10 protein-coding genes are annotated in these 12,558 nt (G+C 54.9%); 1 reads left to right on the top strand and 9 read right to left on the bottom strand.

What is annotated here, in order from left to right; all coding sequences use genetic code 11:
* Nucleotides 1-264 precede the first annotated feature (264 nt).
* The 9 genes from QLQ16_RS15230 to QLQ16_RS15190 form a co-directional block, all read right to left on the bottom strand.
* A complete protein-coding gene (locus tag QLQ16_RS15230; RefSeq protein ID WP_283225510.1) occupies nt 265-627 on the bottom strand; it encodes a hypothetical protein in 363 nt (120 codons plus the stop codon).
* Complete coding sequence (locus QLQ16_RS15225; protein WP_283225533.1) at nt 614-2,572, bottom strand: type IV secretory system conjugative DNA transfer family protein; 1,959 nt, start codon at nt 2,570-2,572, stop codon at nt 614-616. Before QLQ16_RS15225 ends, QLQ16_RS15230 begins: the two co-directional genes overlap by 14 nt.
* 50 nt (nt 2,573-2,622) lie before the next feature.
* Nucleotides 2,623-3,660 (bottom strand): P-type DNA transfer ATPase VirB11, encoded by a 1,038-nt coding sequence (virB11, locus tag QLQ16_RS15220; protein WP_283225532.1) that lies wholly within the window; start codon nt 3,658-3,660, stop codon nt 2,623-2,625.
* Between the two features lie 83 nt (nt 3,661-3,743).
* Nucleotides 3,744-5,240: a TrbI/VirB10 family protein gene (locus tag QLQ16_RS15215; RefSeq protein ID WP_283225509.1), complete on the bottom strand. Its 1,497-nt coding sequence runs from the start codon at nt 5,238-5,240 to the stop codon at nt 3,744-3,746.
* A 26-nt stretch (nt 5,241-5,266) separates the two neighbouring features.
* Nucleotides 5,267-6,190 carry a TrbG/VirB9 family P-type conjugative transfer protein gene (locus QLQ16_RS15210; RefSeq protein ID WP_283225508.1) on the bottom strand — a complete coding sequence of 308 codons (924 nt, stop codon included), beginning with the start codon at nt 6,188-6,190 and terminating at the stop codon, nt 5,267-5,269.
* Between the two features lie 101 nt (nt 6,191-6,291).
* Nucleotides 6,292-7,011 carry a VirB8 family type IV secretion system protein gene (locus QLQ16_RS15205; protein WP_283225507.1) on the bottom strand — a complete coding sequence of 240 codons (720 nt, stop codon included), beginning with the start codon at nt 7,009-7,011 and terminating at the stop codon, nt 6,292-6,294.
* Entirely contained in the window at nt 7,008-7,586 is a 579-nt protein-coding gene (locus tag QLQ16_RS15200; protein ID WP_283225506.1) for a type IV secretion system protein, read from the bottom strand. Before QLQ16_RS15200 ends, QLQ16_RS15205 begins: the two co-directional genes overlap by 4 nt.
* Nucleotides 7,587-7,588: 2 nt before the next feature.
* Complete coding sequence (locus QLQ16_RS15195; protein ID WP_283225505.1) at nt 7,589-8,626, bottom strand: TrbL/VirB6 family protein; 1,038 nt, start codon at nt 8,624-8,626, stop codon at nt 7,589-7,591.
* A gap of 8 nt (nt 8,627-8,634) precedes the next feature.
* Complete coding sequence (locus tag QLQ16_RS15190) at nt 8,635-11,049, bottom strand: VirB4 family type IV secretion/conjugal transfer ATPase (protein ID WP_283225504.1); 2,415 nt, start codon at nt 11,047-11,049, stop codon at nt 8,635-8,637.
* A gap of 885 nt (nt 11,050-11,934) precedes the next feature.
* Here QLQ16_RS15190 and QLQ16_RS15185 point away from each other — a divergent pair.
* On the top strand, nt 11,935-12,495 hold the full coding sequence (locus QLQ16_RS15185; protein WP_283225503.1) for a site-specific integrase: 561 nt from the start codon (nt 11,935-11,937) through the stop codon (nt 12,493-12,495).
* Nucleotides 12,496-12,558 lie beyond the last annotated feature (63 nt).

The following is a 12,558-nucleotide window of genomic DNA, read 5'->3' as shown; positions in this document are numbered from 1 at the left end:
AGGCGAGATCACATCGTCCTCGATAAACTGGGGATACTCTTCTATCGGCTTCTGTAGCTGGGACATAGGCTCCAAAGACGGTGCCAATGTTTGCTCGGGTTGCGTTTGGTCCATACAGTTCCTCTTGTGTTGCGCGGATTTTGAACTTGATAGCATAGGCTACAGGGTAGATTTTGCAAAATTCGTGGACAAGTTGCTTAGTCCGCTCAAGCGTGAGCGGACCCGGCAACTGGCCCGAGTCATGAATCACGTTGGTCTGATCGCTCATGACTCAGTGCTTTCCTGCCCATTTGCATCCAGATCGTCATCGCCGATGGCGTCCTCCTTAAAGGCCCCCAGTTGTTCGGCTTGAGCGGGTGTGAATTCGACCGTGTCACCGGATTGAGCGGCGGTCAGTTTTTCCAGTAAATCCATACCTGTCATGTTTTCGATCAAGGTCAACTCCTCATGAGCCAGTTGTTCGATGACATGGCTCAGGTTGCGTTGAAACTCCAGCGCGTTGGCGGCTGGGCGGATGGTCTGTTGCGCGGCCAAGGCTTGTGCCAACTTCTGGGTGGCCGTTGCATGCACCTGCGCACGCCATGCGGCGTCTGTCGCGCCGCTGTATTTGTCTTCAAATGGAGACATGGCGTTTTTCTCCCATAAAGTCCTGCATAAAAAGTGTCTTGAGCACATGAGACTTGACCTCATCTGCCGTCGAAAACGCGCTCCAGTCAGCCAGATCAAGAGCCAGCTTGCGTGCGGCAGCGGCCACCAATGGGTCCATGGGTGATTGCACGGGTTTGGGTTGCAAGAGCTGGGCGCTACCGCCTTGGCCGGTATCACTGGCGCTGTGAATATCGCTGTCGCTGACCAAGTTTTGTCCTGCCCCAAGGTCAATAAACAGTGCATCCACAGGGATGGCCAGTTCGCCATCGAGCCGGGCCTGATCCAGCTGATCCTTGGTGGGCAGGGCCCTGCCCAGTGCTCGCAAGCTGGGAGAGACTTGCTTGAGGCGATCGACAAAGACCGGGTCGGCGTAATACAAAATCTTGTCGGCGAGAATGGGGCGAATGCCCTTTTTGTCGACGATCTCATGCTCAAAAGGCATTTGCTGGAGCTCTTGGGGCATCATCAATGCTCGGCGCTGTTCCGACGTGTTTTCTCCTGCGGTGCCGGGGGTGTGCACAGAGACGACGCTGGCACTGCGGCTCGATGAGGTGGAGGTCGACTTGGTGGTGTAGGTGCCCAACATTTCGGAGACCTCTTTGGCATCTTGGTGATCGCCAGGCGCAAATGCCACCTTGACCTCATGGTTGACGATCAGGTTACGTGCGTCAGCTTGTGAATACAGTTCAGCCCCTTGAAGTTGCGACTTGCTCTGCACAATCGTCAAGAGGCGCAGGTTGTACCCTGCAACAAATGAGACCGCTTTGACCAAAATGGCGATGCGACCGAAAGCGGTGAACTCGTCGTTGACCAGCAAGCACTCGTAGCGCAAGGTCTTGTCGTTTTCCGGCAAGACCTCGGTGTTCAGTGCAATGGCTTGCGTGAAAAACAGGTTGGTCAGGCGTTCGGCCTGAACCAGTCGGTTGGGGGTGATGCCAAAGTAGATGGAAACGCGCTTACGGCGGACATCCGAGAGCTTGAAATCACTGCGAGATGTGGCTGCATCCACCAAGGGGTTGGCAAACATGAGCAGTGGCGCATCAAAGCTGGCCTTGATGTTGCCAAAGGTCTCATCTGGATTGGAGAGCATCCGGTTCAATGAGTCCCGGCACTGGCGGCTCAAGTTTTTGTGCAAATCCAGCATTTCCAGCAGGTGTTCACGCAGTGGCTTGTCGTAGCCCGAGCCTTGGCGAAACACTTCGGCCATGGTGCAGCGAGGGTGCTTTGTTTCCAGCAACAACAGGGTCAAGCCAAAAAACAGGTTTTGCGCTTGCTGCGTGAAAAACGGGTTTTTGTCGCCAGCGAGTTCAGGGTAGAAAATTTGGGCAATTTGCAAAACATCGCCCCCCATCAGGACAGGATCACGCCGCACTTCGTCCAGTGGATTCCAGCAGTGGGTTTTGCGGTCGGCGGCAAAGGGATTAAAAAGGAACACCTCTTGCTTGAGAATCCGTTGGCGGTAGGCACTGGTGGTGTTGAAATTCTCCAGCTTGGTGTCCATGCAGATGACTGAGCCCATCCAATTGAGCAAATTGGGGATCACCATGCTCACGCCTTTACCGCCGCGTGTGGGTGCGGCCAGCAACACAAAGTACTGACCACCCAAAACCAAGTATTTGCCCAGGAATTTGCCAATCAATATGCCGTGCTTGGCAAAAAGGCCCGCTTTTTTGACTTCCCGCTTACTTTCAACAAACCTGGCATTGCCGTGCAAGGGGCGGCGATCTTTGTAAATCTCAAAAAGAGATGCCGCCCACAATGTGAACAGGACAAAACCGCAAGCTGTCTTTGCCCGTGTAAAGCTGGGATCGCCCGAGAAAACTTGCCAGTACTGGTAAACCTGCCCTGGCTCAATCGGAAAAATCGGACCATGAGTGAAGAGCACATGGCTCCATGAACTCAGATACAGCCACGCAACAACCATCAACAGCAAAGCAAGTGCTGCGACAAGGTGTTGAGCAGGATGGATCTTGTTCATGCCAAGGCCCTGAATTTCATGGACGGATCGAAGCTGACTTCGGTCACATAGCGGTCGACCCCGATGACCTGACCAGCAACATCCTCCATGCGCTCGGCGGTGATGTGAACGATGATGTCGATCGTCATACTCACCAGTTGCTTGAGGGCTGCATCGGTGAACATGGCTGCATCAGGGTGTTCTTTGCTCATGAACACGTAGCGCTGAGGGGAGAGTCCACAGCTTTCTGCATGGAAACTGGTGACAGAGCCGCTGTGACCAGCGGTCATCAGTTTGAGGAAGTCAAATGCTTCAGAACCACGCAGCTCCGCCAGCAGAACACGGTCAGGTTTGAGCCGCATGCAAGCGCCAATCAGATCGGCGGGCGTCACCTTCGCTACGCCCTGAGACCCCTTGGAATACAGCAAGTGGCTGGCGTTGGGGTGTTTGGGCAAGAACAACTCCCGAACGTCTTCGATGGTGATGATCCGTTCGTGCTCAGCGATGTACTGGCAAACGGCTTTCATCAAAGTGGTTTTGCCGGAGCCCGTATCGCCGACGATGGCGATATTTTTCTTGCCACGAACTGCGGCGATCAAAAACCCCATCAAGTCGCGCTCAGTCAGCAGTTGTGCCAGGCGCTGGTCCAGTTTGCTCCAGGGGTGTGTCGCAATGCTGGCCGTCAGCGGCTGTTGGGTCCAGAAGTACCGATCAAACACCTTGTCCTGGACGTAGGACTCCAGCGATCTGACGGATGATCCAGGAATGCGAATGCACAGGGAGATTTGGCCGCGTTCAACAGCGGGCGGGATCACGATCTGGATACGCTGACCCGCGGGCAAGGTGGCCGAGAGCAACGGCGCACGCTCGCTGATGTCTTGGTTGGCGTAAATGGCCACCACGTTGGCCAATTCGAGGCAGCGCTTGAGTGTGAACTGAGGCAATTCAAGCCGGTGCCAAGCACCGCTTTGCTCAATGAAGGCTTCACTAGGGCGAACCATGGCAAATTCAGTGGCCCCCGGATAATTCGCCAAAATCTCCTCAATGGGCTCCATCATTTGCGTGACTGCCGCGTCGATGGGCAGGCTGTTTCCTGACGGTGGGGCGCTTGCGGTAGAAAAGGGTGGGGCTGGGGATTTCATGGTGTGCGCTGTACAGGCGTGACTTGATAGATGCCAGAAAAGTCCAGATCACGGGCGACATAGATAGCGATGCGCTCACCTTGGTGTGCATAGACCACTGGTTTGATGTTCATGGACTGCGACAGCACCTTTTCTGCCAAACTGGTACTGGTGCTGATGGAGTTTTGATACAAAGCGGAACCGGTCGCAGTGCCTGCGCCTGCTGTGCCGCCAGCGGTGGACGCTGCATTGGCCGCCAGAAAATCTTTAAATATCGACATCAGGTAGGCGCTGCCGATCCGCTCAAACCAGCGGTTATCCACAATGCCGTCAATGCCCGCAGCGCCCAGGCTGTCGGTCGAGGGCGAGGCAATGTCGATCGTGATGCCGCCGGGCTTGCGCACGCGAGACCACAGGACGTAAACACGGCGCTGTCCAGGTTGCCCCACGGCGGTGTACTCGCCTTGAATCTCGCTCATGCGCTCAACCAACAGGACTTTGCCATTGGCGCTGTAGACGTTTTCGCTGACGATGCAGCTGGTGAAACCCGAGATTTCGGTGACCACGCGGGTGGTCATGGCGCAATTGATGGCATCCCCCTTAGGAATGGTCAAATTGGGATCAAAGGTGCGCATGGCCATCGCTTTGGGCGTCGAAGTCGGGCTGAGCAAGCCACCCATCGCCCCTTGTGGATTGCCGGAAGCGTTGGCCGAGGGATTGGCCAAGATAGGGTTGGGAGCGCTGTTGCCGCCAGATGGCGTGGTAGGGTTCATCAAACGCTTGAGGCGAGCTTCCAGTTCAGCCGATGAGACTGGCGGCGGTGGGAATGCCCCCATGGCCGATGCAGCTGCTGTGGGTGTCAGGGATGGCTTTTTGTTGGCCAACGAGGTGTCACCCGAATAGCGATCAGGTGGTGTGGGCATTGTTTGCCCAAGCGGCATGGTGACAGGACCAGGTATGCCGCTGTACCCGTTAGGTGCCGCCCCGGGCAGGGGTGCCGGGGCAGGAATACGCGCGGCGCTGAGCATGACGCCTTTGCAGTCAACCATGACCGGCTGACCCTGCGCATCCTTCACAGCTTGACCAGAGCGCTTGTCAACCAGTGCCGTTGCGGGGCAGGGGGTGTCTGCTTTGACAGAGGGTGATGCGGGGGTGTTTCCAGAAGAGTTGCCAGCGGATTTGTCCGGCGACTGGCCAGAAGTGGCCGATCCACCCGGCGTTGACGAGTTGCCTTCCAGGGGGGTATTCGAGCCGGGCAGGCGAGAGCGATTGACGCCTTGAGCCGATTGCGAGGGCGTTAGCGGCTCTTGCTGCGGGGTGCGAGTGGGGACGGTGAAGACTGACGCGAGCCACATCTTGCCCAGCCAGACCAGCATGCCCAAGACCACGGCACCGACAACAGCGATAAAAATCACCTTGCTGACCGGAAAGCGACTGGCGGTGTGGCCGATGGCATTGATGTCGGCCGGCTGTGTGCCCTGATCCAAGTCATGGTGGACGTGTGGTTCATCCACGGGCGTTGATGCTGTCGTTACGGCGTTCACGGCTTCATCTCCCGCTTGAGCGTGGGCGTGGTGGTGCCGTTGTGCGTTTCAACGCCTTCAGGGTCAAATTTGTCATTGATGATCTCTGCAACCAAGGAGCCCAGACGCAACGAGAACGCGCGGGCGACGCGGCGGATCACCAGGTAATCGCTCTCTACGCCCGCATCAGGCGCATGCGGATCGGACAACAGGCGTTCAGCATGGAATGCCACACGGACTTCTTGACCGCTGGCATCGCGAGCAAACACGGCGGGCACTTCGCGTGCTTTTGGAAACTTCAGGTAGGTAAAGCGCCCGTCGTCAAAAATGATGCTGGGCAAAATGCCTTGGGCATCGCCTTGGGCCTTGACCGAGTAGGCGACGTTGCGAACGAGGGGCTTGGCCAGTTCTTGCCGTTTGGAGCCGACAGGAGATGGGGCGGTCACCTCCAGATCGCGGGGTTTGCCTTCATCCTCACCAGATGCGGCAGGCGGGGAGGCCGCTGGCAGGCTCACATGCGGGACAGGCGGTGTGGGCATGGGGTAACGGAACATCACCCTGTACAGCACGCTTTTGGACTTTTCTGCGCCTGGCATGGCGTGCAGCAAGAAACTGTATTCACGCTTGTCTGTGCTGATTTCCAAATTGTTTTGGGTTGCGCCTTTGCGTGGTTTGACGGTGATCTGGTTTTGCCCCACTTCGGCGCGAACGCACCATTCATTAAGTGGGTCATCGCAAGAGGAAGGAAACCCGCTGTCTGGCGGACGCGCGATCTTCTCTTCTTCAGACAAGATGATCCGTGTCACGACGCCAAGGGCTGTCGGCACAATGACCACGTCGTGGGCAACATAGTCGACAAACCCAATTCGCCGGTCTTTGGTGCTCAAAGTGGGTAAAGTGGCGGCATAAGCAGTCAGGGGGGCACTCAGGTTGAGGATCATGGTGACACTCAAGGTGACCCCCAACGTGCCCCCCAGCGTGGCCCATTGAAGCGCAGATCCTGACATTCGGCGCAGGAGTGGGCTGACAGGAAGGTGCTTGATCATTGAGCTTGCAATTCTTGGGTGCTGCGGTAGGCCAGCACAGCAAAGCCCATCGGGTTTTGCAGCAAATCTTTGGTGCCCCAGCCGGTGGCACTGACCCAGTCATAGGCGATATCAGCCACATAGGTCTTGACGCTTTCTGGCTCGCGCATACCGGCTCGCCAGGTGATCTTTTGGTAGCGCACGGTGCCTCGGCCGCGGGTGCCTGGGGTGACCTGCACACTCAAGATGTTGATCCGCTCTTCGATGGACTCCTTGAGCAATTCGGCGCGGTTGTTTTGCCCTGAGTAAGGCTCTGAATACTCCGCCCCCACGGCAGGCATGCTGGTGGCCAGAACAAAATCGTAATCTTCTTGTTGAAGGCGGTACACATACCGCTCACGTGCAGAGACATAGCGGCTGAGCCAATAGCGGGCGACGGCTTCGTTTTGGGAAATGGCGTTGGGATCGGAGACCACCACAGCTTGCGTGGCACCGGTTTCTTTGTCCACATAGACGTAATAGGGGACGGTTTGCTTGAGTGGCAGCATGAACAAGACAGCCGTCACGGCCAAGATGGCGATGACGGCAAACACCACCACCAAGATCCAAGCGCGGCGCTCACTTTTGTAGCTGCGCAGGGCAATATCGACCTCAAAGCTCAGCGCGTCGACTTCGGGCTTGACGATGGGTTTGGGCGTTTTTTTGCGGCCGAACATGGCGATTCCTTTGGTGGTCAACGGGTCGATGTGGGATTTGTGCGCAGGTTGCCAAGCATTCTTTGTTTGTGAGCCAAGTCGAGCGCTTGAGCCTGCATCTCGATTTGCGTGCGCAACCACTGGGCTTCTTTGGCTTCGTTGGTTGCCATGACCTGCTCGGACTGAATGCGGGCAGTCAGTTCCTGGATGCTTTTGGCATCTTGGGTGCTGTTAATTTGGCGCATCAATTCCTGAATTTGGCTCGCACGGGTTTGCATCGCTTGACTCAAGGCGCCAAAGTTCTGAAGCGCAAGAGAGTTGAGCTCGTCATGCGTTCGAGTTGTGGTCAGTTGCCTAACAATGTCAGGGGGTAAAACGGTGGAAGTGATCGCGTTGGAAACTTGTCCCAACTGGCGAGAGCCCGTGGTGTTTTGAATCAGTTGCTGCTGTTGTTGCAGGCTTTGCATCATTTGCTGGTACTGGCCCTCCCAGGCGCGAACTTGCTCGATGGCCTGAACAATGGCAGCCACGTCAATGACCGGAATGCCTTGAGAAAAGGCTGACGTTGTGATGCTGAGGGCAAGAATTGCATGGGTCAGTTTGAGGTTTGGTTTCATGTTTATCTCTTCTTGGCTAAGGCTGCGAGAACATTACCGGCCGTACGACCAGCGGCGTAGGATTTGGGCGACTTTTGCTGAGCAGAGTTTTCTGGAGACTTACTATCCTTGTCCTTGTTGCCATCGCCGCCAGTGCGTCCTTTCATGTTGGTGTACATGTTCCCCAGCGCCCCCATCCAATTGCCGCCATCCATGGCCACGCCGCCACCGGCCAATTGCGCGCCCATTTGAGATGCTTTGAGCGCTGTCAAGCCCAGACCGAGGGCCGCCACCAGGATTCCAACAGTGAGGCTCAGTACATTGGTTGCAGCAATGGAGTCCTTAAAGCCATCGTTGATAAGCTTCTGCATGATCGCGGGCACGACAGAGCAAATCCCCGCCACAATCACCAGCGTCAAGGCGTTGCCCAATGCGCCCGAGAGCCAAGAGCTGCTGTACGAGCGCGTTTGTGGAAACATCGCCAGCATGATGAAAAAAGGCCCGATGGCCAGGTAAATGGCCAATGCCACTTTGGACAACAAAATGGGAATCAAGCACAGCACCACGATGACCACTTCCGAGATCAACATCACTACGTGAGCGATCAAAAATGAAATATCTGGTATTCCCATCCAGTTCGCATGCTTGACAGCCAAGAGCCCGAACAAGGTCCCAACAGGGATGCACTCGGCTTCTCCTGCTGGTTTGACGCAGTGCGTAAAAATCGCATCAATCAGTGCCCCCGGGCTTTCGGCTTTCCCACCTGACATGCGCGATGTCAAGTCAGCAACCAAGCCATACAAACTCTCGATCACAAAGTTCTGGTAGTTGCCAAATGTGAACACCACCATAGCCACAAGCAACATGGTGACCACATCCTTGGTGATCTTGCTCATGGGCTCGTTGACATCACCGCGCATGGCCGCCAGTCCAAAAACAAGCCAATACAGCGCGGTCAAACCCACAGCCAGCGAAGCGACATAGCCCGTCATGGATGTACTGGCGGCCGTGACATAAGCCTTCAGCGCCGCGTCCAGCTGCACTTCGAGAGAAGTTGCCATGCCCATGGTCAAGCCTCCCCGCCATTGAAACTAGACAGCGTGGGAATTTTTGCCAAGGAGACGCGCTTTCTGCCTTGACGCTTTTGCCGAACTGCGTCCAAGAAGAAGGGCTCCCAGACGCTGGGATCGTCGCCCACTTCGGCGCGGATGTCGTCCAGCATTTCGACGGTTTCTTTGTCACCAGAGAGCACGGCGATCACATCGTTCATCCCTGTGAGGTCGAAACGCACGATCGCGCATTTGTCCTCTTGCTTGATCAAGGCCGCCCGCGAGTCAACGGGCAGCACTCGGACCAAATTGAACTGCGTCTCTGTCAAGCCGAATCCTGTTACGTAGTCGGCATATCTGGCATTGGGGTTGGGCAAATAAATGCCGGTGACGTGTTGTTGTACTGCGGTTTGAGCCAAATCAGTGGACAACACATCGTCAGGTTGTTGCGTGGTCATGAGTACAAAACCAGATTCTTTGCGAATGGTCTTGAGCTTCTTTTTGACAAAGTTTTCAAAAACAGGATTGCCGAGCAATGCCCAGAATTCCTCCATGAACAGGGCAATGGGGCGCCCGTCGATCAGGTCTTCAAACAGGTGCAGCAGACACATCGTAAAAACTGGGCAGATCTGCGGATCGTTGATGAAATCGGTGTAGTCAAACCCCCAGATTTCTCCCTCTGCTAAGTTGAGGGTGTCGCGCGGGTTGTCCAAAACCCAGGCCAAGTCACCGTCGCCAATCCACCGGGCCAGTCTTGCTTGCAGCGAGCTGCGCTCCACATTGGGCAAGTGCTGCGATAAAAGGCCAATCCGGCGAAACTCAAAGCGTGCACCAAAGACAGCGTCAACGGCGTTGCTCAGCCGGTTTTGTTCATCGGGCTCCAGCTCGGCTGCGCCCGAAGAGGTGATGCACTGCGTGACCAAGCTTCTGCAAAATGCGCGTGTTCTGGGTGTATCTGGCCACTGGAAAGGGTTGATGCCTGTAGGAATGCTCCTGGCGAAGGTTTTGTACGTCCCCCCCATGCGGCGCACGGTGATGTCGGCGCTTCGGTTCATGTCTAGCAGGAACACTCGGCAACCGTACTTGTTCAGTTGCGCCATCAAGTACATCTCTAGCGTCGTTTTGCCGACACCTGTTTTGCCGAACAAGCAGGCGTTGGCGGGCAGTTTGTCGTCTGTGTTGTCGTGGTCTTCAGGGGAGCAGTGGAAGTTGAAGAAAAATGGCTGACCACTGGGGCTGTCAAAAATGCACAAGGCCTCTCCCCATGGATTACCTGACTTTTTGCCAGCCATGAAGTTGTGCAGTGGGGCGAGACTGACGAAGTTGTGCGATGTAATCCAGGCCTCGCGCGTGCGCCACTTCCAATTGCCGGGCAATTGGAAAAACCATGAGGCCTCGGGCAAAACCGTTTGAATCTCTGATTTGAAACCACCAGCATCCAAGGCGGCGGCCACATCTGAGCGGTCTTTTTTGATGCCCTTGTCGTCCAGTGTGTCGCTGAACACGGCGATGCTGTAGTGGTACTCGCCGAGCATTACCTGGCCGCTGTTGACGGAATCAAAAAGTTCTGTGAACTCATTGACTTCGGATGCACTGGATTCGTCACCGGCGGTCAATTGACCGCGCTGGCGGCGTAAACGCGCCAGGGCAGGGCGGTTGGCCAAAATAGAAAATGACTGGGTTTCGATGAACTGCTGGTCCAGATACAGCGTTTTGCTCAGCGACAAGGGGGACACATGCTCTGGGTATTCTTTGATTTCCAACGCGCTCACAAAGCGTACACGGTCAGGCAAGGTCAGCTGCAGGACACCGGAACGATCGCCTGCAGTGATACGGGTTGTTGCCAGGTAATCGCTGATCCGACGGTTTGTGACGGGCAGCTCTTTCCAAAACCCGTTGGTCAGGAGATGCAAGAAAGAAAGGAATTCGGAGTATTCGCGGCCGTCCTTGGTGTAGCGCCACAAGCGCCGGGCTTTGTACTTACTCATCGAGGACTCGATTCGGGCGCTGACATCGCCGAGGACATCGATGCCTTCACGCTCAAGGGCGACCATTTGATCCAATGATCCAAACTGCAAATTCTTGAAGGTGGCCAGCTCACCTGGGCGGTAGACCACAGTCAAGAACAAAGTGGTACGCATCAACTTTGTTTTGGTCAAGCGTTCTTTGTACTGACTGGCAAGTTTTTTGCTGAACTCGTTGGTGAATTCGTCTTGCAGCGTTTCGTGGACCTGCATGCGGATTTTGTGCGTCCAGACGGCGAAAGCCCCACCACTGAGGCTGGTCAGGAACTTGTGCAGCGTGAGGTTGTACTGATCAATTTCCTCTTCGCTGCTGGTCTCGAAGGGGACGCCCTCGATCTCAAACGTTGTCAAATAACCATTGCCCCCCTTGAGCTTGACCACGCCCGGGGCGATTTCTGAAGAAAACGGCACATAGTCGCCTAGGCATTTTTCTGCATTAGCGATATTGACTAACTGTTCAGGCGAGCGGGCCATGGGGACACATCGGTTTTTTGCCTGCTTGACTGGGCAGGAAAAAAAGCCGGGGAGGTCAGTCCCCGGCTCAAGGACATGGTCTGCCGGGGAGGATCAGCAAACCGTGCACCAGGGTCAACCAGTGCACGGAATGAACTTTGAGCGTTTGTCAAGAATCTCGCGACAAACAACTGTGCGAGACCCCCTAAATAAATTACAAGATATTATTCACAGGGTGTTTTGTAAAAAGTTTAATAAAAACAATGACTTGCTGAAACTTTGCCCAAATATTCAGCAACTCAAGGGGCGACTGAACGGGGCTACAACACGGCCAGCAGACGGCTGTCTGTTTTGGGCAAGAAAAAACCCGCAAAGCCAGAAGCCATGCGGGTTACAGAGGATTTTTAGCGATCGAAAATCTGCGGATTTAGACCCTTAAAAACGAAAGACGGAATACGACAGAACGCATATTATCAGAAAACGCGCTACAAACAACTTGTTTTTTGTTGGCGAACAAGTTGCAAGATATTTTGGCGGCTCATGTCACAGCCAAACCGGCAAACATGAAGCAAAGCGTCGGATTAGACACGTCGATGTTCTTGGTCGCGTCCTTGGGGGGGGATGCCGCTTGCCTGCAGCTCCTTGGTCGACTCGATCTTGCAGTCGGTCACTTGGTCTTGGGCTAGCGCCCGCACAATTGCCCGAGTTGCTTATTGACTTTCAGACTCATCCGGAACTAAACGTCCAGCGAACGACCCACCATGCGGACAAGGCGTCAGACGAGATTAACAGGCGGCCGAGAATGCAAAAATATAGTTTTTCCGAGACTGCATAGGATGAATTGTGTTGCCACTGGATGAAAACTGGCTTTTCAATGTTGATCGAAATGAGATTTGGCGGCTGTTGACGATTGAGCCAAACCATGAGCGTGATCTGAAATTAATCAATCACTGGAAAAATTGCGTGCTCTGGGCCGAAATGGGACTTGCCCAGAACACTCAAATTGCTTACGAGAGCAACTTGCGTCAATTTTCTTCCTGGATGCTGAACTCTCATGCTTTGAGCTTGTTGGCAGCTCAGGAACATCATGTTCGGCAGTACATATGTCAGAGCCTTTCCTGGCAAAAAGTTAGCTCGCTAAACAGGCATTTGTCTGCGATCAAATCTTTTTTCAAATGGGTGTGTCGCGATGAATTAATTTCCTGTAATCCAACAGTTCGAATCCAGCTTGCCAAGCAGGGTCTCAACGTGCCCATTGTGCTTTCAGAGTGTCAGGTTGACGCATTGTTGCTTGCTCCAGATGTGGCCACACCGCAGGGCGTGCGTGATCGAGCATTGCTTGAATTGACCTGCCCCCTCTGGCCGTACCAATCAATTGGAAGTAGTCCAAGGGTTCAAGGTTAATCCAAAACTTGAGGGTTGAGATTTGCAGCGGCATTGGTTTGAATCCTTTGCTGCTGCGCGAAC

It is taken from the genome of Limnohabitans lacus (assembly GCF_030053395.1).
In the GTDB taxonomy this organism is placed as follows: domain Bacteria; phylum Pseudomonadota; class Gammaproteobacteria; order Burkholderiales; family Burkholderiaceae_C; genus Limnohabitans_A; species Limnohabitans_A lacus.
Note: the sequence above shows the minus strand (reverse complement) of the source record. Positions and strands in the feature narration are given on the sequence as shown.